General features: G+C 64.0%; 26 protein-coding genes. 8 read left to right on the top strand and 18 right to left on the bottom strand.

All coding sequences use genetic code 11. From position 1 onward, the window contains the following. Positions 1-2: 2 nt before the first annotated feature. Both VSR71_RS18670 and VSR71_RS18665 read right to left on the bottom strand, forming a co-directional pair. Positions 3-1,067, bottom strand: coding sequence for a VWA domain-containing protein (locus VSR71_RS18670; protein ID WP_342915330.1), 1,065 nt, complete (start codon positions 1,065-1,067; stop codon positions 3-5). A 159-nt stretch (positions 1,068-1,226) separates the two neighbouring features. Continuing rightward, positions 1,227-1,697, bottom strand: a complete 471-nt coding sequence (locus tag VSR71_RS18665) for a plasmid fertility inhibition factor family protein (protein WP_342915329.1) — start codon at positions 1,695-1,697, stop codon at positions 1,227-1,229. Positions 1,698-2,145: 448 nt separating this feature from the next. Between VSR71_RS18665 and VSR71_RS18660 the strand changes: the two genes are divergently transcribed. The 3 genes from VSR71_RS18660 to VSR71_RS18650 all read left to right on the top strand — a co-directional run bounded on the left by VSR71_RS18660 (position 2,146) and on the right by VSR71_RS18650 (position 4,992). Next, complete coding sequence (locus tag VSR71_RS18660) at positions 2,146-3,186, top strand: ABC transporter substrate-binding protein (protein ID WP_342915328.1); 1,041 nt, start codon at positions 2,146-2,148, stop codon at positions 3,184-3,186. A gap of 119 nt (positions 3,187-3,305) precedes the next feature. After that, complete coding sequence (locus VSR71_RS18655) at positions 3,306-4,178, top strand: ABC transporter ATP-binding protein (RefSeq protein ID WP_342915327.1); 873 nt, start codon at positions 3,306-3,308, stop codon at positions 4,176-4,178. Further along, positions 4,171-4,992, top strand: coding sequence for an ABC transporter permease (locus tag VSR71_RS18650; protein ID WP_342915326.1), 822 nt, complete (start codon positions 4,171-4,173; stop codon positions 4,990-4,992). The genes VSR71_RS18655 and VSR71_RS18650 overlap by 8 nt, the downstream gene beginning before the upstream one ends. Before the next feature lie 97 nt (positions 4,993-5,089). On the opposite strand, the gene VSR71_RS18645 is transcribed toward VSR71_RS18650, so the two are convergent. The 6 genes from VSR71_RS18645 to andAc form a co-directional block, all read right to left on the bottom strand. Continuing rightward, on the bottom strand, positions 5,090-6,004 hold the full coding sequence (locus VSR71_RS18645) for a dioxygenase (RefSeq protein WP_342915325.1): 915 nt from the start codon (positions 6,002-6,004) through the stop codon (positions 5,090-5,092). Between the two features lie 52 nt (positions 6,005-6,056). Further along, complete coding sequence (locus tag VSR71_RS18640; protein WP_342915324.1) at positions 6,057-7,442, bottom strand: MFS transporter; 1,386 nt, start codon at positions 7,440-7,442, stop codon at positions 6,057-6,059. Positions 7,443-7,511: 69 nt separating this feature from the next. Beyond that, complete coding sequence (locus tag VSR71_RS18635) at positions 7,512-8,735, bottom strand: NAD(P)/FAD-dependent oxidoreductase (protein WP_342915323.1); 1,224 nt, start codon at positions 8,733-8,735, stop codon at positions 7,512-7,514. A 15-nt stretch (positions 8,736-8,750) separates the two neighbouring features. Continuing rightward, positions 8,751-9,083, bottom strand: coding sequence for an anthranilate 1,2-dioxygenase ferredoxin subunit AndAb (gene andAb, locus VSR71_RS18630; RefSeq protein ID WP_342915322.1), 333 nt, complete (start codon positions 9,081-9,083; stop codon positions 8,751-8,753). Between the two features lie 11 nt (positions 9,084-9,094). Then, positions 9,095-9,559, bottom strand: a complete 465-nt coding sequence (gene andAd / locus VSR71_RS18625) for an anthranilate 1,2-dioxygenase small subunit AndAd (RefSeq protein WP_428979426.1) — start codon at positions 9,557-9,559, stop codon at positions 9,095-9,097. 13 nt (positions 9,560-9,572) lie between these two features. Next, a complete protein-coding gene (gene andAc / locus VSR71_RS18620) occupies positions 9,573-10,850 on the bottom strand; it encodes an anthranilate 1,2-dioxygenase large subunit AndAc (protein WP_342915321.1) in 1,278 nt (425 codons plus the stop codon). A 136-nt stretch (positions 10,851-10,986) separates the two neighbouring features. On the opposite strand from andAc, the gene VSR71_RS18615 reads away from it, so the two are divergent. Together VSR71_RS18615 and VSR71_RS18610 are read left to right on the top strand one after the other, a co-directional pair. Next, entirely contained in the window at positions 10,987-12,210 is a 1,224-nt protein-coding gene (locus VSR71_RS18615) for an AraC family transcriptional regulator (protein ID WP_342915320.1), read from the top strand. 136 nt (positions 12,211-12,346) lie between these two features. After that, positions 12,347-12,745 carry a cupin domain-containing protein gene (locus tag VSR71_RS18610; RefSeq protein ID WP_342915319.1) on the top strand — a complete coding sequence of 133 codons (399 nt, stop codon included), beginning with the start codon at positions 12,347-12,349 and terminating at the stop codon, positions 12,743-12,745. A gap of 249 nt (positions 12,746-12,994) precedes the next feature. Here the strand turns inward: VSR71_RS18610 and VSR71_RS18605 are convergent, their stop codons facing one another. From VSR71_RS18605 to VSR71_RS18595, 3 genes are read right to left on the bottom strand one after another with little or no spacing between them, the layout of a single operon-like run. After that, a complete protein-coding gene (locus tag VSR71_RS18605; protein ID WP_342915318.1) occupies positions 12,995-13,219 on the bottom strand; it encodes a CDGSH iron-sulfur domain-containing protein in 225 nt (74 codons plus the stop codon). A 27-nt stretch (positions 13,220-13,246) separates the two neighbouring features. Continuing rightward, on the bottom strand, positions 13,247-13,462 hold the full coding sequence (locus tag VSR71_RS18600) for a CDGSH iron-sulfur domain-containing protein (protein ID WP_342915317.1): 216 nt from the start codon (positions 13,460-13,462) through the stop codon (positions 13,247-13,249). A gap of 31 nt (positions 13,463-13,493) precedes the next feature. Next, positions 13,494-14,024 carry a flavin reductase family protein gene (locus tag VSR71_RS18595; RefSeq protein WP_342915316.1) on the bottom strand — a complete coding sequence of 177 codons (531 nt, stop codon included), beginning with the start codon at positions 14,022-14,024 and terminating at the stop codon, positions 13,494-13,496. A 298-nt stretch (positions 14,025-14,322) separates the two neighbouring features. Between VSR71_RS18595 and VSR71_RS18590 the strand changes: the two genes are divergently transcribed. Further along, on the top strand, positions 14,323-15,255 hold the full coding sequence (locus tag VSR71_RS18590) for a LysR family transcriptional regulator (RefSeq protein WP_342915315.1): 933 nt from the start codon (positions 14,323-14,325) through the stop codon (positions 15,253-15,255). On the opposite strand, the gene VSR71_RS18585 is transcribed toward VSR71_RS18590, so the two are convergent. From VSR71_RS18585 to VSR71_RS18555, 7 genes are all read right to left on the bottom strand, one after another. Beyond that, positions 15,242-16,228 carry a tripartite tricarboxylate transporter substrate binding protein gene (locus VSR71_RS18585; RefSeq protein WP_342915314.1) on the bottom strand — a complete coding sequence of 329 codons (987 nt, stop codon included), beginning with the start codon at positions 16,226-16,228 and terminating at the stop codon, positions 15,242-15,244. The genes VSR71_RS18590 and VSR71_RS18585 overlap by 14 nt on opposite strands. A 51-nt stretch (positions 16,229-16,279) precedes the next feature. Beyond that, a complete protein-coding gene (locus tag VSR71_RS18580) occupies positions 16,280-17,056 on the bottom strand; it encodes a cupin domain-containing protein (protein ID WP_342915313.1) in 777 nt (258 codons plus the stop codon). Next, entirely contained in the window at positions 17,034-18,137 is a 1,104-nt protein-coding gene (locus VSR71_RS18575; protein ID WP_342915312.1) for a porin, read from the bottom strand. The genes VSR71_RS18580 and VSR71_RS18575 overlap by 23 nt, the downstream gene beginning before the upstream one ends. Before the next feature lie 555 nt (positions 18,138-18,692). Next, complete coding sequence (locus tag VSR71_RS18570; protein WP_342915311.1) at positions 18,693-20,168, bottom strand: aldehyde dehydrogenase family protein; 1,476 nt, start codon at positions 20,166-20,168, stop codon at positions 18,693-18,695. Positions 20,169-20,223: 55 nt separating this feature from the next. Next, a complete protein-coding gene (locus tag VSR71_RS18565) occupies positions 20,224-21,948 on the bottom strand; it encodes a GMC family oxidoreductase (RefSeq protein ID WP_342915310.1) in 1,725 nt (574 codons plus the stop codon). Positions 21,949-22,509: 561 nt separating this feature from the next. Then, a complete protein-coding gene (locus VSR71_RS18560) occupies positions 22,510-23,793 on the bottom strand; it encodes a HipA domain-containing protein (protein ID WP_342915309.1) in 1,284 nt (427 codons plus the stop codon). Next, positions 23,780-24,106 (bottom strand): hypothetical protein, encoded by a 327-nt coding sequence (locus VSR71_RS18555; protein WP_342915308.1) that lies wholly within the window; start codon positions 24,104-24,106, stop codon positions 23,780-23,782. Before VSR71_RS18555 ends, VSR71_RS18560 begins: the two co-directional genes overlap by 14 nt. A gap of 322 nt (positions 24,107-24,428) precedes the next feature. Between VSR71_RS18555 and VSR71_RS18550 the strand changes: the two genes are divergently transcribed. After that, positions 24,429-25,949, top strand: a complete 1,521-nt coding sequence (locus tag VSR71_RS18550; protein WP_342915307.1) for a hypothetical protein — start codon at positions 24,429-24,431, stop codon at positions 25,947-25,949. Then, on the top strand, positions 25,946-26,677 hold the full coding sequence (locus VSR71_RS18545) for a hypothetical protein (protein ID WP_342915306.1): 732 nt from the start codon (positions 25,946-25,948) through the stop codon (positions 26,675-26,677). The genes VSR71_RS18550 and VSR71_RS18545 overlap by 4 nt, the downstream gene beginning before the upstream one ends.

Raw genomic sequence — 26,677 nt, 5'->3', positions numbered from 1 at the left:
CCTCAGCGCCGGAACCACAGCAGCGACAGCCCGCACGCCGCCATCAGCAGCAGCGCCGAGGCCGCCGCCAGCAAGGCGCTGATCTCGATTTCCTTGCGCTCGAGCGCGAAACGGGCGCTCAGCCGGCGATACACCTGTGTCAGGTCCGCGGCCGAGCCAGCCTGGAAGTACTCGCCGTCAGTGAGCGCGGCCACCGAACGCAAGGTGGGTTCATCCAGCTGCATGTAGAAAGACAGGCCCGACACCGCCGCACCCGCATCCTGCGGCGTACCAAAACCCACGGTATAGACGCGCACGCCGCGCTGGGCCGCCATGCGCGCGGCGTCCAGGGGGTCCGGGCCGGTGGTGCGGCGGCCATCGCTGAGCAGGATCACCGCACCGTGCCGGTAAGACCCGGGCTGCGCCGCCGGCTGCTCCTGATCGCGCTTGCGGACAGCGTCGGCCGCGGCGGCCTCCGTCATCGATCTGCCCCCCGGCCCGGGTGCGAGCGACTCGCCACTGAAGAGGATCGATTCCAGGTCGATGCCATCGTCGGGGAACAGCATCGCCAGTGCCTGAATCAGTCCGCTGCCTGTCGCCGTGCCGCGCTGGAGCTGGAAGCGGTCGATCGCGTCGAGCATGTCCTGCCGGTTGTCGGTGGGCGGCAGCACCACGGTCGCCGTGGCGGCAAAAGAGACAATGCCCAGGCGCACGCTGGCCGGCAGCCCGACGATGAGATCCCGCGCGGCCTGCTGGGCGGCGCTGATCCGGGTCGGCGCGACGTCGGTCGCTTCCATGCTGCGGGAAGTATCCATGGCCAGCACCAGGGTGATGGTGTCCGACGGCAGCGTGACGGTCGCCGTAGGACGGGCGCAAGCCAGCAGGGCCGCGCCCAGCGCGAGCAGGAAGAGCAACGGCGGGATGTGACGCCGCAGCCGTTGCTTGCGGCCCAGCGCGGCGCGCGGCAGCGCAAGGCTGGAATACAGCAGGGCGATTTTCTTGCGCCGCGCAAGCAGGTACAGGTAGGCGGCCGCCAGCAGGGGGAGCCAGAGCAGCAGCCATAGCATTTGCGGCCAGAGAAACTGCATGCCCTGCTCCTTGGCGCGTGGGTAGGACGATGTTACTACTGTAGTTTCCCGGGCGAACCGGATCGCGGAGCGATCAGACCGGGTAACGGGCAAATGCCATTTGCCGCACAATTTCATCCACGGCAAGGCACACGCGCCTGCCAGGCATCCAGCCGCTTGCTAACGCCCCCACCCGCAGAATCGCTCCAGCAGTTCCGCCTCGGTTTCATGAACTTCAACCGGCAGGCTGCTTGCGCCGGCAAACGCCAGATAGCGGGCGCGATGCTGGCCGTTGCGAAACGACACTACGCCTTCGGTGGCAATGCCAATCAGCCCGGATAACGTACGGCGGCGCCGGGTTGTGAACGTGACATAGGGGACTTCCGGGATCCGTTTCTGGCCGGGGGCAAGGAACTCGCGAATGCCACGCACCTTGCCCGCATGCCAGTACTGCGCAGCCTGGAGGACATAGTCCGTCGTATCGCGATCGGCGCAAGCGAGCAGCTTCGCCAGGTTGATCACGACCACCTTATGGCGCGAGTCGGGGGCGTCGAAACCGCATTTCATGCGGGTGAACGTGTAAGGACTGTGACCGGGGATAGGAACTATCCAGTTCCCGTCAGGACCCCGTTGCACCTGATCTATTGACAAGGCGACTCCGATTTCTTGTTATCCCGAAGCTTTTATCGGGGCCGGATTCAATGCGGCGCGGCTTCAACCGCCGCTGCCAGTGCTATCCGTATGCACTGGGATTATGCGTCAGCGCCAGGCCCTTGTGAACTCGCCAGTCACACGCCGCAGTCCCGCATCGGCGTCCGCAACGCCTGCATTGCGGGCGCTTCGGTCCGCGCTCGCACAGACGCCAAACGCCAGGCGCCAGCACTGCGATGCCGGATAGCGTTCCAGTTCTGGAACATGATTTCCATTCCGGGTTGTCTTGTTCCTCGGTTTACCCGCGCGCACACTGTCCTTGCCGGCCCGCAGAGCCGGGCCCCGTCCAGCCCCGGACGGGCGCATCTTTCGCTTCCTGCCGGCCCATGGCCCATGCCGCGGCCTTCCAGCGAGGCTGAATACTCATCCCAATCTCACGGAGACTCGCATGACACACGGATTCAGGCGCCTCGGCTTACTGTTTGCCGCACTTGGCCTCGCGCTAGGCTGCGCAGCGGCCCAGGCCCAGGCCAGCCGCCAGTACCAGAAGGTCCGGTTCTCGCTCAATCCGGCGCAGATCATCTACCTGCCGCTGTTCCTTGCGGTCGATCGCGGTTACTTCCGCGCAGAGGGCCTCGATGTGCAGGTCATGCCGTACAAGGGGTCCGCCAACAGCCAGATGCCCTTGCTCGCACGCGGCGACGGGGATATCAGCGCGGTGATCGCGGGGCCTGCGATGTTCAACCAGTTCTCCGAGGGCTTCAATATCAAGCTGATCTCGACCCTGACCGAGCCGAAGCAGGGCTATCGCGATGGCGCCGTGCTGGTCGTGCGCAAGGATCTCTGGGATGCCGGCGCGATTCGCAAGCTGCAGGACCTCAAGGGCCGCAAGGTCGATGGCGCGGTCGAAGGCAATCCGGTCGATTTCCTGCTGCGCAGCGCGCTGAACAGCGCAGACCTGAAGAAGTCTGACGTAACCCTGTCGTACAAGCCGCGCACTCCCGGCGACACCCCTGAGATCCTGCGCCAGAAGGTGGTCGATGTAGCCGGCGTCAGCGAGCCCACCGCGACGCTGATCGAGAGCCGGGGCATCGGCGTTCGCTGGCTGTCCTACAAGGACGTGGTGCCGTGGTACCAGGAAACCTACCTTGCCTCTTCCGAGGCCTTCCTGCGCGATCACCCGGCCGCGGTCGGCAGCTTCCTCACGGCGTATCTCAAGGCCGTGCGCGAAGTTGCGAAGGCCAAGGGCCAATGGACGCCCGAGTTGCTGGCCCTTGCCGCCAAATGGACCGGGTTGCCGGAGGATCTGCTGCGCAGCGTCGGCGGCATTCCCTACTGGAACGAAAAGGCGGCGATCCAGCTGGATTCGCTGGCGCGCGTGCAGCGCTTCTGGGTCGAGTCCGGACTGGTCAAGAAGCCGATCGATCCGGCCAAGGTCGTGGACATGACCCAGCTGCAGCGGGCGCGCCAGGCTGCGGGCGCGCCCTGATACGGAACCCCTTCTCAGCCAACCGCGGGCCTTACCCTGCCCGCACCATGCACCCAATCCGTCGGCATCGGGACGAATCCCGCCATCCCGACGGGCTACGACCCACGGAGACCATGCACATGAATGCAAGCACCCCCCTGGCTGCCGCACCGCCGGCAGGCGGCGCAACGCTGGCCGAGATCGGGCGGCGCGGCGGCCGCATCGAACTCAGCAACCTCACCAAGGTTTTCGAGACAGCAACCGGCTACATGACGGCGCTCAGCCGGGTGGACCTTACCATCCACGAGGGCGAATTCCTCTGCCTGGTCGGGCCGAGCGGCTGCGGCAAGACCACGCTGCTGCGCGTGCTGGCCGGGCTTGAAACGCAGTCGACCGGGACCATGCAGTGCAGCATCAGCGCCAAAGGCGGCTCCCTGCGCTCGATGGTGTTCCAGGGGAACGGCGTGTTTCCGTGGATGACCGTGCTCGACAACGCGGCCTACGGCCTGGCCGCGCGCAAGGTTGGCAGAAGCGAGCGCAATGCCATCGCGCGCGAGTATCTCGACAAGCTCGGCTTGCTCGCATTCGAGAACGCCTACCCGCGCGAGCTGTCCGGCGGCATGCTCCAGCGCGTAAACCTGGCGCGGGCGTTTGCGAACGATCCGGCGATCCTGCTGATGGACGAGCCGTTCGGCGCGCTCGACGAGCAGACCAAGATGCTGGCGTATGAAGACCTGCTTGCGCTTTGGGAGGGCAGCCGCAAGACCGTTGTCTTCATCACCCACAATCTCGATGAAGCCATCATCCTCGGCGACCGCGTGGCCGTCATGGGCAAGCGGCCCGGCCGCATCAAGGACATCATCGACGTCAGGCTGCCCCGCCCGCGCAATGTGCTGGACATGCAGAACGACCGCGAGTTTATCGAGGTACGGCGCCGCATCTGGGACAGCCTGCGCGAAGAGGTCATTTCGTTGCGCACCGAGTTGAAGGTAAAGGGAGCAGGCCATGAGTGAAGCCCTCGGCAACAACCCCGTCAAGCCGCTGCCGCCTACCACGCGAGGCATCAGGCTGCCCCGGCCGGAGCTGATGTTCTCGATACTGAGCCCGCTCGCCCTGCTTGTGCTGTGGGAGCTGTGCTCGCGGCTCGGCGTATTCGATGAACGGATCCTGCCGGCGCCGACCGTCGTGCTCGGGACCCTGGCGGAGCTCGCGCGCGAAGGCGGCCTCTACGAGCATGTCGGGCAGACGGCGTGGCGTTTCGCGCTGGGCATGCTGCTTGGAACGATACCGGGCATCTTCCTCGGGCTCAGCATGGGCATGTTCCGCTGGTGCCGCGTGCTGGTCCAGCCGATCGTTACGGTGCTCTACCCGCTGCCGCGCATTGCGCTCTTTCCGCTGTTTCTGATCCTGCTCGGCCTCAACGAAAAGTCGAACATCCTGATGATCGCGCTCGGGCCGTTCTTCACCATGGTGATCTGCACCATGGCGGGTGTGCTGAGCATCGACACGATCTACAAGGATGTTGCCAGGAGCTTCGAGACGCGGCCGCGTGACCTCTACCTGCGCGTGATGCTTCCCGCGGCGATGCCGGTCATCATGAGCGGCGTCCACATCTCGGTCGGCCTGGCGCTGATGAGTACCACCGCGGTCGAATATCTCAATGCCGAAAAGGGCCTGGGCTACCTGATCTGGCAGTCCTGGCAGATCCTGTCGCTCAAGCTCTCGCTGGCGGCGCTGCTTGCCGCGGGCATCATGGGCGCCGTGATCTTCGCGCTGTTCCAGCAGCTTGAGCGGCGCCTGATTCCGTGGCAGCCGCCCAGCCGGTAAGTACAAGCAGCGCAGTGAACTGGCCGGCTCCCGGGATGCCTCCCGGGAGCCGGCATGTTCATTCCGGCAGGACAGCAGAACAGCGGCGCCCTTGCCGTCAGGCGGCAGTCTGGTATCGGCTGGCCGCAATGGTCTCCGCTTCGTTCAGGGATTCCTGCAGCACAAAGTCGAATCGGACATGGGTGAACGGCCCTGTCACGCCGAGCGACGCATATTCCGCGGAACGCTCGACCTTCTCCAGCGACACGATCAGGCCGTCGCGCGTGGCAAAGGCGAAATCGTCGTCCAGGAAGGTATCGCCGGGGATATTGACCTGCGTTGTCAGCGCCCGCTTGCCCTGTCCCGAGACCAGGAAATGGATATGGGCGGGGCGGTTGCCATGCCGGCCCAGCAGCCCGAACAGCTCGGATACGGGGCTGTCCGGCGGAATCGCGTAGCCCGGCGGCAGGAAGCTGCGGAAGCGGTAGTTGCCTTCGGCGTCGGTCTCGATGCGGCGGCGCAGATTGTAGTCCGGCTGGCTCGGATCGAAGTGCGAGTACCGGCCCTGCTCGTTGCAATGCCAGACATCGACCACCGCGTGCGGCACCGGCTTGCCGTCCAGCCCGAGCACGCGGCCTTCCATGACCAGCGTCTCGCCCTTGCCTTCATTGCCTTCATCGAGCCGTACTTCGCGCTGGGACAGCGGCGCGCCGGCCACGTATAGCGGCCCTTCGATCGCGCGCGGCGTGCCCAGCGCCCGCGCTTGCGCCTCGTCGGCCTCCTCCTCGAGAATATCGAGCAGGCGGTCAAAGCCCAGGCCGGCGGTAATCAGACCGACCATGTCGGCCTGGCCCAGGCGGGTCAGCCACTTCATGGCAGACCAGAATTCGTTTGGCGTGACCTCGAACTCTTCGATGGTCCGGAACAGGTCTGCAACGACGCGGGCGGTAATGGCGCGCACGCGCTCATCGCCGGCGCTGACCTGGCTGTCATTGACCAGCGCGAGAAGTTCGGAAGGGGTGTACTCGGCCATGGTGCATGGTCTCCTTTGGTGTGGGACTAAGTGTTGGGACTAGGTGTCGGGACTACGTGTTGGAATTTGCGGGTTGTTGCGGGACATCGGCCAGCGCGGTGCCGCCGGCGGCCTTGCCCTGGCCGGCGACGGCCGACGCGGACCGGCCGTGATCGATCATCATCACAGCCAGCGCCGCGACCAGCCCGGGCACGGCAATCGCCATGAAGTTCAGTTCGAGCTGCAACTTCATCGCAACCAGGATGCCGATCACGATCGGCGCGAGGATGGCGCCGCCGCGGCCCATGCCAAGGGTCCAGCCGATGCCGGTGGCACGGATGCGGTCGGGATAGAACTGGCCCGCATAGGCGCAGCCGACGATCTGCGTGCCGATGGTGGAGGCCCCGGCCATGCCCACCAGCAGATACAGCCAGCCGGTCGGCAGCGGATGCCCCAGCAGCGTGATCGACGCAGCCGCGAGCACGTACATGCCGATCAGCACGTACTTGATGTGGAACCGGTCCGCGAGCCAGCCGCCGCCGATGGCGCCGATCATGCCGCCCAGGTTAAGCACCAGCACAAAGGTCAGCGCGGAGCCAAGGCTGTAGCCGGCATTGGCCATCAGCTTGGTCAGCCAGGAGCTGAGCGCGTAGACCATGAACAGGCACATGAAGCAGGACAGCCAGAACATCAGCGTGCTGCGCGCGCGCCCTTGCTGGAACAGCTGGCGAATCGGCGCCGCGTCCACGGCATCGGCACCCATGACCACAAAGCGGTCGCTGGCCTCAGGCCGGTAGCTCGGGTCAATACGGCTGGCCAGGCGCTTGAGCTCGTCGGTGCGTCCGTGCCGGATCAGGAACGATACAGACTCCGGCATCGATTTCAGGATCAGCGGGATCAACAGCACCGGCAAGCCCGCGGCGAGAAACACCGACTGCCAGCCATAGCTTTCGATCAGCCCCTTGCCCAGCACGGCCGCCAGCATGCCGCCGACCGAGTAGCCGCTGAACATCAGCGTCACCATGGTGCTGCGCACGCGCCGCGGTGCGTATTCGGTCATCTGCGCGATCACGTTCGGCATGACACCGCCGATGCCGATGCCGGCCAGGAAACGTGCCGCGCCAAACAGCAGCGGGTCGCTGCAAAGTCCGGCGGCGGCCGTGAATACGCTGAACAGCGCGATGCAGAGGGCAATGGCCCAGCGCCGGCCGATCCTGTCGGCGACCGTGCCCAGCAGGATATTGCCGAACATCATGCCGAACAGCGCCGTACTGACCAGCAAACCCGCCTGTCCCGGCTCGATCGCCAGCTCTTTCATGATGGACGGCAGCGCGATGCCGGCTACGGCCAGGTCATAGCCGTCGCAGATGATGATCAGCGCGCACCAGCCCAGCACGCCGTAGTGGAAGCCATTGAGCCGGGCCTCGCCGGCCATCCTGTGAATGTCGATGTTCCGCACGTTCTCCTCCGTTTCTGTATGTCTTGATTGCGCCTGGACCGGATGGGCATCGATGCCCGAAATCCGTGGTCAGAGCTTTGCCAGCGACACCGCCGGGTCGGCCAGGTCTTGCGCGCTGACCGGCGTTCGCCTTTCGATCAGTCGCCGGGCAAAACGCAGCTCACGCGCCGCATTGCCGCCCAGCGCGGCCATCACCCGCTCGCCTTCCAGGTAGAAAAACACGAAGCTGCCTGCCGCCGGGTCGCCGCGCACCACCACCTGATGCCGGGGCGACGGCACGCCGTAGATCTGGAGGTTGGTGCCGTGCTGGTCCGACCAGAACCACGGCAGCGGGTCATAATCGACATCGCGCCCGAGCGCCGACCTGGCGGCCGCGATCCCCTGGTCCTGCGCGTTCTGCCACGACTCCAGCCGCAGCCTGCGCCCGGCCCAGCTGTTGCGCGCGACGGCCACGTCGCCGGCAGCGAAGATGTCGGGGTCGGAGGTGCGGCATTGCGCGTCGACGAGTACGCCGCCTTCGCAGTCGAGCCCCGCGGCGCGGGCCAGTTCGTCGTTGGGGACCAGGCCGATGCCGACCACCGCGGTATCGCAGTCGATGGTCCTGCCATCGCCCAGCATGACTTCCAGCGGGCCTTGCGCAGCGCGCGCGAAGCCCGCCACCGCCGCGCCCAGCAGCACGTCGACGCCTTGCGCGACATGCATTCCGTGCAGGTGCGCTGACAGCGCCTCGGGCACGCTGCGCTCGCACAGCCTGCCCATGGTCTCGATCACGGTTACCGCGGCGCCGCGCTTGCTGGCGGTTGCCGCCACTTCGAGCCCGATCCAGCCGCCGCCCACGACCACGATGCGCGCACCGGTCCGCAGCAGCGGACCCAGCCGCTGCGCGTCGGCGATGGTGCGCAGCGTATGCACGCCAGGCAGGGTGTTCCCCGGCACATCCAGCTCGCGCGCCCTGCCGCCGGTGCAGAGGATCAGCTTGTCATAGCGGATGGCGCGGCCGTCGGCGAGGATCACGCGGCGGTCCGCGCGCTCGATCCGCGCCACCGGCGCCTTGGCCAGCCATTCGATCGACAAGGCGGTCAGCGCCGCGGCATCGAGGATGTGCAGGCTTTCGGGAGCCGCTTCACCGGAAAGCACCGCCTTGGAAAGCGGCGGGCGCTCATAGGGCGGATGGATTTCATCGCCGATCAGCAGCACGCGCCCTGCGAAGCCCTCCTCGCGCAGCGTGCGCGCGGCCCAGGCGCCGGCCTGGCCGGCTCCGATGATGACAATGGTCGATTGGTCGGTATGCATGGTTGCCGCCTTCATTCAGGACAACGCCACCACCGGCGGCAGCACCTGGATGTGCACCCGCCCCTCTCTGACCTGCAGCGGATAGGTCTGCACCGGCGTCACGCAGGGCGCCTTGCGCGCCTCGCCGGTGCGCAGGTCGAACAGGCCCTGGTGCAGCGGACACTCGACGCAGCCGTCCTCGACAAAGCCCTCGGACAGCGGCACGCGCTCATGCGTGCACAGGTCATGCAACGCAAACAGCTCGTCGCCGACGCGGAATACCGCTATCGATATCCCGGCCGCCTCAACGGCGCGCGGTTCGTCTTCGATGAATTCGTCGGCGCCGCCGACATCGTGCCAATGGCTCATTGGAGTTGCTCCTAGATAGGCGTGGCCAGCAGGGTCTGGACCCGGGACGTGTCGTAGATGACCCGCTTCTCGCGGTAGCACCATGCGCCGCCTTGCTTCACGACGGTGTCGCGGTAGACGCCAGCCTGGTACACGATGGAATCGCCTGCCGCACCGGTGTTGACGACGATATAGCTCGACACCGTGCGTACCTCGTCCGCAGTCACCGATTCGATCACCAGCCCGCCCAGCGCATGCCGGTAACCGTGCGCTTCGTAGATGCTGGCATGGCGCAGCGCGACCACGCGGTCGCGCATCATCTTCTGGTTGCGGCAGTGGATGATGGGTGCGGGCAGGCCGCGGTCCGCGTTTTCGCGCGAGATGATGGTGTACGTCCCGTCTTCGGTGAAGAACGTCGGCCAGGTCTCGAGCAGGTCATTGTCGATGGCATGCACGTAGCGGCTTTGCAGCGCGCTCAGTTCCAGCCAGAGCTGCATGTTGTTGTCCATTTCAGTACCCCATTGCACGCTGATAGCCGGCCCAGAAGCGGCGGATCAGGTTTTCCGTGATATTGCTGTTGGTCTGCTCGGGCGCATCGAGGCCCATGCCCATGTATGACGTCTTGTCACCGTCGCGTACGGTGCCGCGCTGCACCAGTTCGGTCGCCTCGGTGTCTTCCATCGAGATGTAGCCGGCCGGCCCCACCAGGTTGGCCTGCAGCAGGCGCAGCTCGCGCATCTCCGGGGTATCGTCCTCGTAGCCGAAGAAGTGGAACACCAGCTCGAAGTTGTTCGGACCCTTGGGCAGCAGCTGGCGCGCGACCAGCGTGTTGTGGATCTGCTGGATGACCAGTTGCGGAAAGATCGGCTGGATGTGGTTGGTGCAGTCTTCCTCGAACTCCGGGACCTGCGCCAGCACGTACGGGTCTTCCAGCTCGAAGCCGTCCTGCATCGAGCGGATCTTCTGGTCGGTGTAGGCCGCCGCGGTATTGGTGTCCACCTTCGGCTTGGTGACCGTGATCAGGCTGTGCAGGCCATGCGCGGCATCCGGGATCGAGCGCGCGCTCATGCCGACGCGGAAGATATTGAACGTCGTGTGGAACAGGTGCAGCAGGCTCGCGTGGTACGGGTCCTTGACGTTCTCGAAGTAGAGCTTCCAGTTCGACTTCGAGTACTGGCGCGTGCACCCCAGGTAGACGATGGGCTTGTGGAACACGCGGTCCACCCACGGACGCATCTCGGGGCCGATGTAGTCGGCCAGTGGCGGCGCCTCGTCGCTGAAGGTCGCAAACAGCAAGCCCCGGTACTCCGCCACGCGCAGCTTCTGCAGGCCGTGCTGCGACGGATCGAAGGCCTTGGCCATGCCGGTAAGCATGATGGCGCCCTGCTTCTGGCCGCGGCGGAACGGCACGCCCTGCAGGTCGCCCTCGCACGAGTAGTTCCACTGGTGGTAGACGCAGGTATGCGATGCCGCATTGCCATGCTTCTCGCGGCATACCATTGCACCGCGGTGCGCGCAGCGATTGACCCAGCACGAAAAGCCGCTGGCCGTGCGCGTCACCACCACGGGCGTGTCGCCGACAAAAGTGCTCTTGAAGTCGTTGAGATTGGGAATCTCGCAGGCCAGGGCGACGAAACTCCAGTGCGGCCCGCGATAGATGCGCTCCTGCTCCCGCTCGTACACCTCCTGCGAACTGAAGACACTGTAGGGAACGCATGAGCCATCGGGCTGGGGGAATGCCACCTGCCGGCTGCCGGTGTGCGCGGTGATTTGGGGGGAATCTGACATCGCTGTCTCCGCGAGGGTTGTGGTGTAGGGATGGACGCAGTGTAGGTAGCGGCTGCCCCGCCCCACTATCCGGAACTGGTGAAGTTTCCGGGTGTCCCGATCCGCTTCTGGCGGCCGTGCCGCTGCCTATCCGAAAATGGAAGCCAATCCGTCTCCGGCCATCCGGTTCACGCAGGTGTGGCGTGCATGGCGCCTCGCCGCGCTACCCATGCCACCGACGCTATGGCAAGATGAAATGCAAAGGAAAGGGGCGACCGACCCCTGCAGACCAGTCCGGGTCTTCAAGGCGATTCGAGCGCAATGGCGCAAAAAGCCGGAAACGCTGCCAGACCGGAACAGGGGACAGACGATGCCACTTTCACCACGAACGCCCGCCCTCGCCGCGCTCTACAGCAACCCGGTATTTCAATCGGATGTGCGGGTAGAAGCGCATGACCAGGTCGCCCAGGAACTTACCGATCACGAGCTGCGCTGGAAATCCGGCGCGCCCGACGCGGCGCTGTTCAAGGGCGAACTCGACCGTCTCAGAATCTATGCGCTGCGCTACGGTCCCGAGGTGTCGGTATCCGCGCGACCGTTCGAGCAGTTCTCCCTGGTGCATACCTCGCTCGGCGCAGGGGCGGAGATCGAGTGCGACGGGCAACGGCTGTGGGTCGCCGAAGGCCGCACGGCGGTGCTCTCTCCCAGGGAACGGATCCGCCTGCGCTGGAGTCCCGGCAGCCAGCAACTGATCGTGCGGGTCCCGAACAGCCTGCTCCTTGAAGCCGGCGGCCTGGAAGCCGACAGCCGCCCGCTGCTTACGTCCGGATTCCTGCTGCCGCGCGCGCTGGAATCGCAATGGGACCTGATCGCGCATTCGCTGCTGAATGTGCTCTCGTGCGCGGACAACGGCTCCGTCCATGCCAACTGGGTAGGACATCTCGAGCGCAATCTCGCGCTGTTCCTGCTGCTGCACCAGCCGACGGCTGACACACCGCTGCCCGCGCCGCTGCAGGCCGCCCTGCACAGCCCCTCGGCATCCGAACCCGCGGCCGGCGGCACACGCAGGATCGACGCACTGGTTGCCTACATCGAGTCGCACCTGAGCGCACCGGTCTCGCTCGAGGACCTAGCGCGTGCGGCGGGCACCAGCGGCCGCACGCTCAACGCACTGTGCCACCGCCATTTCGGCATCTCGCCGATGGAGCTGCTGCGCAATGCGCGTCTCGACGCCGTGCGCTTGCGCCTGTTCCTCGATCCTTCGGCGAGCGTCACCGAGACCGCGCTCGAGTTCGGCTTCGGCCATCTTGGCCGCTTTGCCGGCTACTACGCGGCGCGTTTCAACGAGTTGCCAAGCGATACGCAGAGGCGGCAATCGTAGCTGACTCCGGAACGCAGAGATGCGTTCCAGCACTGCAACATGGTTTTCGATCCGACGCGCATTGCACGGCTTCATAACGTTGCATCATGTGGCGACTGCCAACGCAGTTCTGCCAACTTCGAAAGGACGGAAGACCATGCAACATGTCACTCACGTTTCCGATACGCCCTGGATTTCCCACCAGATCGAGGGCTCCAAGGGATTTGAATTCGTCTTCAATATCCTGGGCGTGGAGTACACCGACGCGTACTCGATGGATATCGTCCGGGTCGCCCAGGGTGGCTACTCGCCGCAGCACATCGACCCCGACAACCACGCCTTCTTTATTGTCAGCGGCGAAGCCGATATCGACATTGCGGACGCGTCCCATCGTGCACGCGCCGGCGCGGTCGTGCGCATTCCCAGAGGCGTCGTGCATGCGGTCCGCAATGCCGGCGACAGCGAGCTGGTGCTGCTGACGATCTATGACCCGCCGCGGGTACGCACATCAAAGGATGGGGTCGTACTGCCCGTGGATCATGTCGAGGCAAGCTAGCGGGCGGCCGCGGGTATTGCATCGCTGAAGGAAAAAGGGACGGGCATCAGCCCGTCCCGAGGTTGCTGACAAAGCCAGAACGACGATTGTTGTCTCCCCTCTCCCATTTATGGGAGAGGGGGTGGGGGAGAGGGCAGGAGTCTCCACGAAGTGAGGCAACACAATGCTTGCCATGCGCCTGCCCTCTCCCCCGGCCCCTCTCCCGCAAGCGGGAGAGGGGAGACAACCGGCGGTATGGCCCTTTGTCAGCTACGTCGCAGTTGCAGGGGCTGGCTTGTCCGAGTGCACGATATTCTCCCAGCGCTGCGCCCGGTGCGACCCGTCGCAATAAGGCTTGCACGCGGATTTCCCGCAGCGGCACAGCGAAAAGATTCCCTTGTGGGGATAGTGCACCCCCTCGGCATCGACGAGCTCGAACTCTCCGGTGACATGGAGAGGGCCCGAATTCATGACACGGATCTTGGCAGTCGGCATTGAATTCTCCGGACGCTTGCGGCGCCCTTAATGGTTGGCGTCCTCCGCGGGAGCACGCGGACAACTGTTGAAACCGGCCTCGGCGTGGGACGCATCGCAGAATGGCGGGCGCCTGGTATGGCCGCAACGGCAAAGCAGGCACATTTTCCGTCGACGGAACGGCGCGCCGGCATCGTCCACCATTTCGAAGTCGCCGGAAACCTCCAGTGGCCCATCGTCTTGCAGCGTAATCGTGGTGATCATGTGTCAGTGCTCATGCAGGAATGCCAGGGTCTCAGGCAGCGCCGAAGGTGTGCAGGCTGTCCGGATGGACCACGTCGACCTTGCCGCCAAGCGCGTGAAACTCGCCGCGGCTGCAAACCAGCGGCCGGTCATCGGTGCGCCGGATCCTGAGTGCTTCGCCAACCAGGATGGTGTGGTCGCCGCCGTCATAGGCTGCCCAGCGCCGGCACACAAACCAGCCCATGGTGCCGGCCAGGACCGGGGCGCCCGCCTCCCATTCGTAGGGAGGCTCCCATTTCTCGCTCATGCGGTTGGCGAAATAGTGGCCGTGAAATGCCTGGCGCTCGCCCAGGATATTGATGCCATAGGGTCGATCGGCGGTCAGCAGCGCATGCGACCTGGCCGTCTTTGCAATGCTCACGGCGACGAGTTGCGGCGCAACGGATACGGCGGCGAAGGAACTCGCGGTCATCGCGTGCATGCCTCCCATGCCGTCGGCCATGGATACCACGGTCACCCCGGTGGTAAACGCTCGCAGGCCCTTGCGGAATTCCTCCGGATCAATGTGCAGCGGTTGAATCACATCCCCTCCTTGTGTCTGTCCAGTTCCAGAACCCAGAACCCTGTGCCTATCGTCGCAACTCGCGATGGGTCCCACAAGCCGGGGCCATGGAAAGCGACGTTCCATGGCGGGAACAGCGCGGGAGCAGTGCCCGCTAACGCGGGCCGCGCGTCATGGCAAACACCGGTTGACGCTCAGGATCGAGGCCGGTATAGACACGGGAGGCGGCACCACAACGGCGTGACCGCTATTGGAATGGCGCTTGCCGGCTGCCGCAGCGCAAGCGTTAATGACGTCCAGACAAGGCCCCTCCCTCAAGATGGAATTGGTCGACATCAGAGTATTTGCAAAGATCAGCGAGCTGATGAGTCTCAGTGCGGCGGCCAATGTGCTGGGCATGCCGAAGTCGTCGGTCAGCCGCAGTCTCACGCGGCTGGAAACACATCTCGGCGTCGCGCTGCTGTATCGCTCCAACCGCAAGCTTGCATTGACCGAGACCGGTCTGCTGTTCACCGAAGACGCGCGCCGCATCCTCTCCGACATCGAGGAGGCCGAGCAGAAGGTTGGGCAGATCCGGCACACGCCGAAAGGCCTGTTGCGCGTCAGTGCGCCTGTCACGCCAGGGCAATGGATGATCGCGCCGCTGATTGCCGACTACCTCGCGCGCTATCCGGAAATGAATGTGTCGTTGACGCTGACGAGCAACAAGGTCGAACCCATGGCGGAGGAGATCGACGTCGTCATTCGTACCGGCGCCCTTGAAGACAGCCGGCTCGCGGCAAGGCGCCTGGGAACCGTAGCATTGAAGCTGGTGGCAACGCCGGCGTATCTGCACGCCAACGGTGCGCCCCAGGTGCCGGCCGATCTGGCGGAGCATATGCTGGTGGATATCTTCGCCGGCGCGGTCGAATGGCGCATGTATAAGGGCTCGGATGAGGTCGAGACCGTGCAGGTGCATATGCGCTTCTCGGCCAATGACACCAGCACCCTGCGCACGGTGGTGCTGGACGGCGTCGGGATCGGCTGGCTTCCCGATTATCTGTGCCGGGCCGATCTGGAAGCCGGCACGCTGGTGCATGTGCTGCCGCAATGGGGCCGCGGCAACCGCGATATCCATGCGGTGTTTCCGCGGCATAGGACCGTGACCCCGAAGGTGCGGTCCTTTGTCGATTTCCTGTGCGAGCGTTTTGATGAATTTAACGCTGCCAGCGACCGTCAGCAGCGCGCCGGGCCGACCCTCAGTCCACGCTGATTCCACGCGTCTGGATCAGGGACTTCCAGCGCGTGACATCGCCCTGCACCGTCCTGGCGAATGCTTCCGGTGTCGAGGCCACGACCTCCATGAACTGCGTGCGTAGTTTTTCGCGAGTTTGCGCCTGAGTCAGCGCCTGCGCGATCTCGCTACGCAAGCGATTGACGATCGCTGGTGGCGTGCCGGCAGGCGCAATGATACCCATCCAGGAATCCGCCTCGATGCCGGGCATGCCTAGCTCCTTCAGCGTCGGCACCGCGGCCAATACGGCGGAGCGCCTGGCCGAGGCAATCGCAAGCGCGCGAAGCTTGCCGGCCCGCACTTGCGCCGCGACCGCCTGCTCGGGAAGGCAGGCCATATCGACCTCGCCGCTGACCACGGCCAGGATGGCCTGAGGTGTGCCCGCGTAGGCGACCCGCGTCATCTTCGTGCCGCTCTGCTGGATGACAAGCTCCATGCACAGGCGATTGACCGAGCCGGCACCGATGGCCGCGTACGTATATTTGTCCGGATCCTTTTGCAGCGCGGAGATCAACTGCCCCATATCCTGCGCCTTCAACGAATCGCGCACCACCAGCACATTGGCCTGCGTGACCGCAAGCGTCACCAGGGCCAGCTCCCTGGCCGGGTCATAGGGCAGGCGCTTTTGCAGCAGCGTGTCGGCACCCAGCGGGCCGGGAGGTGTGATGCCGACCGTATAACCGTCAGGAGGCGCTTTGGCCACGGCATTCACTGCGACCGCGCCGCCGGCACCAGGCTTGTTATCGATGACGATGGTCGCGCCCATTCCCGCGTGTAGCGCGTCGGCGAGAATCCGCGCGAAAACGTCCGGCGTCGAGCCCGCCGTGGAAGGCACGACCAGCTTTATCGGCCGACTCGGCCAGTTCTCGGCATGCGCCATCATGCTGCCGCACAGCGCCACGATCGCACCTGCGGCCTTGCAGGCCCGGGCCAGCCTTTCACGCTTGCTCATCGCATCTCCAGCTTCGTTGTTCCGCACCCTTGCGAGCGCGACCGGGTCGAATCAGCTTGTCTTGCGTCGCCGCGGCGGATCGTAGATGGTGAGGAACACCAACGAGTCCGCGCCATGATTGCGCAGCTCATGCAGCGACCCCGGCGGGACCTTGACGATATCGCCTTGCTGGAAGCGGAACGTCTGGCCGTCGATCGTGACGTGGCCCGCTCCCTCAAGAATGACAAAGGCGTGCCTGCCCTGGTCCGTGTGCGCGTCCGAAAATCCGCCGGGCGCCACGCGCATCAGATCAACGCTGTAGGCATGGGTCAGTTCGTCGCCAATGATCGTGGGCTTCAGTTCATAGCCTTGCACGCCAGCGGCCTCAAAGGCCTTCCAGGCGACAGCTTCGGCCGAAAGGACTTCGGCTTGCGACAATTGCCGTGCCGGCAGCGACTCGCCGGCGTCGGCGCGTGGCTCCGGCGCGGGATCGCAGATGATGAACAGCCACAACGTCGACGAGCCTGCGTTGCGCAATTCAGTCTCTACGCCGCACGGCACCTTGACGAGAGAACCGCGCGAAATATCGCGTTCCGCGCCTGCGCACAAGACCACGCCCTCACCGTCGATCACAAAATATGCCCGGTTACCTGCGCTGGCGTGTGCGGGCATGCCGACACCGGGCTCGATGCGGGCAAGCCGCAGCGAATAGGCGTCGGTGTACTCGGGACCGATCAGTCCCGTGCTGATGTCGTAGCCTGCAGCCGCGGTGGCGGACGACCGGTACCAGTCTGAAGTTGCTGTGATGACATTCATGGAGTCGGACTCAGAAGACATGCTTGATGCCAAGACCACCCGCGGTCGAACGTGGATTGCCTGCGCCCACCGAATTGGCCGGCTGCTGCACACCACCGCTGCCTAATGCATACATGGATCCGTTCCGGTTATCGATGGTGCCGATGGAACCATACAGTGTCGTGCGCTTCGACAGCGAATATTCGCCGCCCAATGCGAACCACGTCGCATCCCTGCTGCCGGGATCCACCTGATAGTTCGAGCGGTCGTCGACCCTGACCACTTGTGCGATCGCGGTAAACCGTCCGATCGGAACCCGGACGCCCAGATTGGCCAACCTGAACTCGCTGACGGTCGCCCCCGTGTTACGAGCCAGGGCCCCGGTACAAGTGGAACACGAGTTCTTTTCGTCGGTAAATCCAAGATAGATCTTAACAAGCTTCAGATCATAGCTTCCGCCCAGGGAATACGAAGTGATCTGGCCCGTTGCGCCCGTGCCGCTGTCCTGCCGGCCCCAGGCGGCATTCAGATCCCATGGCCCCTCCAGATAGCGAGCCGAAGCGCCGTAGGTATTGCCGAGCTGGGGCGATTTCTCGCCCGGCGAAAACAGCAGCGTGAACGACACCGCCTTCCACTCCTCGGGTGAGTAGTACTTGATGGCATTGTCGGCACGCGCCGACACGACCTGCGGAATCACTTGCTGCACCGCCGTTGCGCCGCTGCGACTCAGGGAAATCAGGCCACCACTGCCCATCCAGTAAAACGCATCGACAAAGGAGTTTGTCAGCGAAACCGGCGTTGGCTGCCGGCCCAGCAGCAGGCTGCCGGCGCCGCGCTTTACCAGGCCTACCGCCGCCTCACGGCCAAACAGCCGTCCGCCCTGCCCGGCCTGGCCGTCGTCCGCGCCGAAGCCTCCGACGAGGCGAAAGGTGGCCTTGAGCCCCTGGCCCAGGTCCTCCGTCGCGTCTATGCCCCAACGACTGCCGGCGGAGCCGCCGGAGATCATCCGCGCCTCGGTGCCCTTGCCTGCACCGCTGATTTCGATGCCCGCGTCGACGACCCCGAAGACGCGGGCCACCGGTTCCGCATGCGCCTCATTGAGGCAGGATACGGCTGCGAGCAGCGAATACCGCAAGACTGCTCTTGTCCTGATTTTCCTCAAAACCGTCTCCTCCTTTTATATTCGCCTGTTTATATTTATTGATCGCAACGGCACCTCGCCATGGCGAGCCGATACAGATGATTTCTGCTGGCCCATTCCCTGTATGACGTGGGCAAAGTCTAGGGCCCGCCTGATTCCCCGGACAAGACAGCACGGCGGTTCTCCATGTTCCCGCCCGGGAACGATTCATCGAGTAGCGCCTGATGGATTTGAATATCCGGCGCTCTCATGAACGCAGTGGCGTGCGCCCACGGAAAGCCGACCCGCGCCTTGCCGCGCTGCGGGGAGAAAACCAGAAATCAGGAGGAGAAAGACAACGGCGGGCCAGGCGCAATGCGATGCGCGACAGCACGGCACGGCTCGCAATTTGTGGAGGGACCTCCCGGCCGGACCAGGCGCAGCCGAGGCGCCTTTCTCCAGCTGGGAAGAAGTCTAGAAGTGGCGAGCTGCCCCCCCAAAATCAATGATTCACAGCCTTGTATTCCAGATTGGAATAGCAGTCTTGCCGCGCAAGCGGATCCCGCGACGTCATGCCGCCCGGAACGAGATTGTTTTGGTGTAAGTGAACTCGCGCATCCCTTCCATGCCGAATTCGCGGCCGTATCCTGATCGGCGGATGCCGCCAAACGGCGGCGCACTGAGCATCGCGCCAGCGCCACCATTGATGGAGACCCCGCCCGTGCGAATCTGCAGCGCAAGCTCGTAAGCGCGGCCTGCATCGGCGGAATAAACGCTGCCGCTCAGGCCGAAGCGGCTATCGTTGGCGATTGCGATCGCCTCGGCATCCGAATCAAACCCGATCACGGCGCCAACCGGGCCAAACACTTCCTCCTGCGCGATCCGGTAGTCCGCGCGGACATCGTCGAACAAAGTGGGCCGGTAGAAGAAGCCCTTCTCGAGATCGCGCGGGCGCTCCCCACCAGTCACCAGCCGCGCGCCCTCTGCGCTCGCAATGGCGACATATTCCTCGGTGCGTGCGCGCTGGGCGCCTCGAATCAGCGGGCCCATCTGCACTGTCGGATCGGCGGGATTGCCGATCCTCAACGCTCGCGCCATTGCCGCCACGCGCTCGACATACGCCGGCCTGACCGAGTTGTGGACAATATGCCGCGTAAGCAGCTGACAGCCCTGTCCGCAGTGCGCAGTAAACCCTTGCAAGCCTGCGCGAGCGGCCGCATCGAGATCGGCGTCCGCGCGAACGATCAGCGCGGATTTTCCCCCGAGCTCGAGCACCACGCGTTTGAGCGTACCGGCGGTCTGCCGCTGGATGGCTTCGCCAACCACGTCGGAACCCGTAAAGCTGACCATATCGACCCGCGCATCGGTGGTCAGTACCTCGCCGACATCCTTTCCGCCGGTCACGACATTCAGCACACCCCGGGGAAGACCCGCTTCGTCTGCGATCTCGCCGAGCAGCAGTGCCAGCATCGGCGTGTAGGGCGAGGGCTTCAGCACCACGGTGCAGCCCACCGCCACGGCGGGCACGACCTTGCCGAGATTCAGGAAGAAGGGCACGTTGTAAGGGGTGATGGCGACCACAACGCCGACAGGGTCCCGTACCACAGCAGCGGTGCCGAGCGCCTTGCCGCCACCAGGCAGCGCGTTGATTTCCGGGCCGACGCCGGTGACGGCATCCTGCTCGCAATGATCGATCATGTACTGCGCGTGCTTGACCGGTACGGCGAACTGGAGCGTCTGCGCCAGCGCGACCGTGGCGCCGGCCTCCGCGACAAGCAGCGCGCAGATTTCCTCGCGCCTGCCGCGCACGAGGTCAAGAAACTGCTGCAGCCTGGTGCGTCGCTCAGACGCGCTCAGCCTGGGCCATGGTCCGTGGTCGAATGCATGCCGCGCCGCGGCAACCGCGTCGCGCGCATCCGCGACGCTGCCTACCGGCGCATAGTGAATGATTTCTTCCGTGGCCGGATTGAAGATCGCCTCGGCATCGGACGTCTCGCGCCACTCCCCTCCAATGAAAAGTGAGCGAGGATGCTTCAGTACTGGCATGGGGATGCTCCTTGTTGGCAATGCAGGACTCCGCAACACCCGTCAGCGGACTTATTCACGCCGCCCGGATTTTTTCTGCCGCGACTTCTCCGATCAGCACGCACGGCGCCATGGTGTTTCCGGTGGTGATTTCTGGCATCACCGAGCCATCGGCGATGCGAAGGTTCGAGATGCCGTACACCTTCAGGTTGCCATCGACCACGGACATCGAATCCCGCCCCATTTTGGCGGTACAACTGGCATGGCCATAAGAGGTCACGCCGTTGCGGATAAAGCCGTCCAGATCGGCACCGTAGACCGATGCGGGCAGGACTTCGCGCTGCGCAAACGGGCGCATTGCGGGCGCGTTGCCGATCTCACGGCACAACTCGGTCGCAAACTTCAGAACCCGCATTTCCTCCGGATCCCCAAGCGGGTTCCAGTCGAGTCCGATGGCATCTGCCCGGTCCGTCGAGCGCAGCCTGAGACGACCGCGACTTCGTGGCCGGATAATGGATGGCGACAGCGACCAGGCGTTAGGCAAGGATGAGGAAAGGTGTGGCTCCGTCAGATGCGGAACCTCGATCAGGAAGGGCTGGATATCGGGAACACTCAAGCGGCTGTCACTACGCCAGAATAAGGTGGCTTCCGCCTTGTTGTTGCTTGGTGCGACGGGCTGTGGAGATTCCCAAAGACAGGTAGCGACCAGGGTGTGGTCCTGGAAATTCCGTCCGACCCCTGGCAGATGCGCCTCGACAGGAATTCCAAGCCGCTTCAGCTCGGCTTCGTCGCCGACGCCCGACAGCATCAGGGTGCGCGGTGTATTGAACGCCCCCATGGAAAGCACGACTTCGCGCGACGCACGAACCGTGTGAATCTTCCCGCCGTGGTCGAACTCCACGCCCACTGCCGCCCCGTTCAATATGGTGACGCGCCGTACCGTCGCCGCGGTCAGCACCGTCAGGTTAGGCTGGTCCATCACGGGGTAGAGATAACTCGTCACCATATTCCGGCGCCGCCCGTCCTTGACGATCAGGTTGGCGATTGCAGCCCCACCGCCGCCCTCCATCATGGCTCCGTTATGGTCGTCGAAGCTCGGAATGCCCACCGAGGCAGCGGCTTCGAGCATGGCAGGAGCCAACGGGCACGGATCCTGGGCTGGCTGCACCCAGACCGGCCCGCCCGTACCGCGGCGTTCAGGGTCCGGCCTGCCGCGCCAGTCCTCCGCCTTCCGATAGCATCGCAAGGCGTTGGCGTAGCTCCAGGCCTGATCGTCGACCGCATGCGCCCAGGCATCGAAATCGGCCTGATGGCCCCTGGCCCATACCATCGTATTGACACTGCTTCCGCCGCCCAGCACCTTGCCCATCAGCTGGTGAATACGCCGTCCATGGAGATTCGGCTCCGGACTTCCCCTGAATTGCCAGAAGAGTTGCCGGAACCGCGAAACGGGATAGGAACTGGCAAACAGGATGCTGGCCAGGTCGTCAGTCCCCCCTGCCTCCAGCAGCAGTACCGAAACTTCAGGATTCTCGGCCAGCCGCCCCGCCACCACGCAGCCCGATGACCCTGAGCCGCAGACGATATAGTCGTAGCAGTCGCGCAGGTTGGCGCGTAGCGAGCGCTGGTTTTCTCCGATGGCTATGGCCTTGCCGGCCAGCTCTCCGGCTTCGGCGGCCGAGGTGTCACCGAGCGAAAGCGATGCCGCAACAAACTGTTCTCGCGTCACCGCCCCGCGAATTGCCCATGCCTCCAGTTCGTCAGCCGCGCCTGGGTGCCTGCCATATGCGTCTGCTCTCAAAACCGTTCCCTCCTTCGTGCCGGAGGGTCGCCTCCGGCGGTCGAGATATTGATTTCACGTCAGCGTTTCGGCTCCACGCTCGCTCGCGAGGGTGCATGTCATCATCGCTCGAATAAACCGGCCATGGCGGACCAAACCGGGAAGACTGTGTTCCGGAAATGAAACGGGAGGAATGGAGGAGGAGTTCGGCTTGCAGCGGACAAAGGGCCCGCAAGCAACGCCGAAGCTCAGATGCAGGACCTTCTGCAAGGCCTCATCGGGGCACCGCGGCGATAGGCTTGCCGGCGGCAATGCACGTTTGACTGGCCGCCGGCGCCACGGACATGCGCTGCGGCTTCAACGGCCTGGCAGCGGGGGCGCAGGCGACGCTTTACGATGCCGCTTCTCGTGCGCCGGGCTTGCCGTGCATCGGTCTTCCTGGCGTCGAGCAGCTTTTTTGGGGGGCTGGCCAGTTGAGATACCGGCCCGAGGGTCAGCGTCTTCCGACGGCCATTGAGAGGGTTTCGCAGCGAAGCGCGAAGGTACCTGTCGGCGGCGTACCACCAGAGCCCAACGACACGTCTACTGACCCGCGAGCACCACAGTAGGATCCAGCTCAAACCCTGGGTAGTTGAATGCGCCCACCAGCTTGTCACAATCCACGGGAGTCACCCCCTGCTGACGCAGAGTTGCATGCCATCGTGCGGTCACGACTTGTTGAATCTGATCGACGATGGCTCTCGCGCGTTCAAGCGAGAGCCTGAACTGGCCATGTTGCGAGAGCAGATTGGTACGGTTTGCATAGCGGTTGCAGGTTCCGCAGGTCATCGCTAGATCGCGCTTCTCGACGCTGGTCAGCGGGTTGGGCGTCAGGTCGTAAGCCGGTGACAACACCCACTTGGCCGTCGGCGCAATCAACGCATGATTGCGGGGATGGTCATCGGTATTCGAAATGAGCGCGTTGAACACCATGCGCCGGAATAACTCTTCAAGGTCCTGAGCGGAGTGTGCGCTTCGCCGTCGCAACTCATCGGCCAGCAACAGGTACGACCACTTAGCCCGGTCTCCATGCGAGTCCTCGGCGCCCAGCGCAGTCAGGCCGCTAACCATGCGATGGCGGAAGTACCCGTCAGTTGTCAGCGTGCGGTCGAAACGCTGCACGAGCAGCACGTCCTTGCCAGCGACGGTTTCGATACGATGCCTGGCAACGTGCAGACCGCACTCCCGTGCCAGCACGAGCATCGCGCCTTCGACACGAGCGTTGTTCCACTTGTCGCCTTTATCTGGGAACTTGGCGAGCCATAGTCCCTCGCCATCTTCGACCACGTTCTTCGGTCGGGCACCGCCCATTGAAGTACCTGGCTGCAAGAGCTCGAACATCTGCTCTGGAACACCAGGCTTGCCCGCGGCCTCGTCATCCATGAACTGCTCGGCTACCTCAAGCAGCGCCTCCAGTTGAATGACCTGGTTGAACTTGCGAATGGGTGCGGGCGGAATCCTGTCACGTCCGAAAGACAAGGCACCCGCGCGATCCTCCGGCGAATGCAGCAAGTAGTCGATCTCGGTGAGGTCGGTGCGTCCGGTGTGTTTTTCGATGATGCGGCGGCCCCAGGCATCGGGCGACGCGTCACGCAGAGGACCGAAGATTCCCTTGAGTTTCACCGTCTGCACACGGCGCGGCGCCAAGGGCAGCTCATACGGATCCAGCGGGACGGCATCGGCACGCTGCAGGTAAGCCGGGTTGTAAACGAACGAGCCTGTGGGTACTCCCTGCGCGAAGTCCAACTCATAGAACCCCGCCGTCACGACCTCCAATGACTGCGGCAATTGCAAGTAGACGTAGACGCGTTGATCAGAACTCGCCATCGAATTGCTCCTTGGAATGGCGAACCCGTTGCGGCAGGCGCGTAAGCTCCAGTTGCTTGCCTTCCTCATCGCGTTCTGGGTCGGCAAACGCCTGAATCTCGGATTCCAGACCCATCGCCCACAGCATAGCCAGGTAGGCCCCCAAGCCGGTTTGCAGGTTACCCGCCTCCACGGCACGCGCGGTGTCGTAGCTGATGCCCGCCTTGGCGGCCAGCTCGCGCAGGGTCAGCCGGCGGCGTTTGCGGGCTGTCGACAGCCGCTCGCCGATGCGCTGAGCGCCGTTCTTCACAGCGAACGGGGCGGTCTGATTCAACTGAAGTGGACGAGGCATCCTGAAACCATCTAAAATCCCTATAGGAACGGCTTCAGTATGCTTTTTTAATGAATCCAAGTCAAGAAAAACAGACTAAATCCTTTCTAATGTGATTTAACGACGGTTTCAGCAGTCCAACCAGAAACCGCTCTGGCACAGTGATCGAGGGTAGCGCACCGGACTTCCGGGTATCCCTCTTTACCAAGCCTGATAGCGAAAGCACGCCGCGCACCGTCCGTGAGCATCGAAAGTAAACGTGTCTACTTTTTGTTCGTACACCTTTTCTTAGGAGGGAGCTGTGCCGCACCAGGAGACGCCATCGTTGGACTCAGAACAGGACTTTGCGTCGCACAAGATAGTGCCGGCGGAGCCTGAGCCGCTGGCATCCTCCGAAGGCAGCATGGAACTGGATGGTGGTTCCGCAGACCTGCTTGACCTATCGCGTCAGCAGCGCAACTTGCTGCTCCTGCGGCCCATCTTCCAGCTCGAGCGCTACAAGACGATGCTTGGTGATGAAGGCAGCGCGGATAGGACGCTGTTCCATGGCATCGACACCCACTACCTCGCGTTGTCTGCCCTTGACCTGATGATGGAGGCGACGACGGTCTCCAGCGGCAGCACCTCGGTCGAGGTTGTGGTTCACCTGGGGTACATCGCCAGTCGCATGAAGCCTGGCCTCACGTCGTCTCAGGCGCGCCGCATCGCGGAGGTTGTCCTCGACGCGCTCGACAACAAGGCCAACAACCACAGGGAGTTCACAGCGGAGTTCTTCGACGCGTCTACAGGCACGACCAAGTCGCTCCGATACCGACTGGTCCGCTTCGAGCCAGACGCTGATGACGTCTACCGCTACCGTCCCACCGCCGAAGGCTACCTCGTATACCTGGGAATGCTCGATCTCGCCCCGGAGGACTCACAAGAGCTGATGGAGAAGATGCTCGACCTGCTCGTGCACCGCGGCCGGTTCGAAGCAGCTGTCGAGATTGCCCGGCGAGCCCGGAAGTACTCCATCGAGTACCGCCAGCTAATTCGTGACCGGCTCTATCAAGCTTATCGAGCGCCAGGCAGCGTCAACTGGAGCCGCGACATGGCCGGGCGGCTCGATGAGGCACGGACGCACGTTCGTCAGCGCCAAGCCGAAGATGCCCGGATGGAGGAAGCCGTTGGCGAAGCCCTGCTGAACGCCGATGAGCCGAAGACGCGCGAGAGCCTCGTACAGTTGAAGGAAACCATCCGTAGCGCCAGCCTCATCCGACTACAGCTTGTCACCGATATCAACATAGCACCCGAGCGTTTCATCGAGGCGCAGCGCGCTGTCTTCCGCGCACGCAGGCCCACCGGACTCCCAGACCTTGAGCCGCAACTCCTTCCGCAGCTCGTCAACCTGCCGACCCGAGCACTCTCAGCAGAGGCGGACGCCTTCATCAGTGCGCTGTACCCACCGGTGTGGCCGAGGGTGTACGACTTGAACTCGGTGTTCGCCCTGCTACTGGAGCAGCGAGGGGAAGACTCAGAGGTCGAGACCGACCCAGGCTCGATTGAGAAGCTCGACCCGCTGCCCGACCAGTTTTCAAAGGAACTCGTGCAGCGCGCGAACGACTGGCTGGCAGGCAAGTTCTCCACCGGCCAACGGCTGCGCATCGACCAACTGCTGGATACCGCCGAAGATGAAGGCCTGGACCGGACGACGCGGCGGTGCCTCGTTCTCATCCTGTTCCGCTCGTTCGCGCGGTCCGAGAGCGAGTTCAAGAGCGTGAGCGTCGAACTCACGGGAGACACTTTTCATCTCGACATCGCTCAGGGCAGTGCGCTCGAGTTCGTTCCCCAGGGAGAGTCCGAATGAATGCAGAACCTACCGTGCGCAACGCCGCGCGCCTGACCTACAAGGCGCTGCACACGACATTGTCGCCTATCAACGACTCGGAGTACCGCGAACTACTTGCCCTATGCAGGGCGGACCCGACGTTCAGACGGCACGTCGAGGATGTCGCGGCGGGCATGGAGCTGCAGATTCTCGACTTGAGCGAGCAGCGTGGGCTCATTGTAGTTCCGTCCTCCAAGGACAGCCGCTTCGCAGTGCGTCTCACGGATATCCGCAGCGGCATGACTCCAGACCAGAAGGCCGCACTCGTGCTTGCTCACGTCGCCATTGCCGCGGTCTTCTTCCCAACGACTGATGGATTGGACGACGACAACTATTCCCCGCCCCCGGCGTCTGTTGCCACCTGCCGCGACACGCTCTATGCACTGGCGCGACGCCTGAAGGAGACATCCGACGTTCCGCCGGATGTGCCACCTGAGCTCGCTCCTGGTTGGGAGACGATTTCAGCTCTGCCAGTAGCAATTCCGTCCGGCCAGCGAGCGTCGCATGCCTCGGTCGTCGGCGTCGTCAAGATTGCGCTGAACCAGATGGCGCAGAACGGCCTTGTTCGGCTTGACCGCGATGCGGAAGACGAGGCGGCTGCGACCTACACGCCCACCTTCCGGCTGCGTGTGCAGCTGCGAGAACTGGCGTTGCGGCGACTCTACGAGATGGCGCAACTGGCTACGACCGAGCACAAGGCGGTGTGA

Origin of the sequence: Cupriavidus oxalaticus, assembly GCF_038900635.1 — a bacterium.
GTDB lineage: Bacteria > Pseudomonadota > Gammaproteobacteria > Burkholderiales > Burkholderiaceae > Cupriavidus > Cupriavidus oxalaticus_B.
The sequence above is the reverse complement of the archived record's forward strand: the minus strand, read 5'-3'. Positions and strand labels throughout refer to the sequence as shown.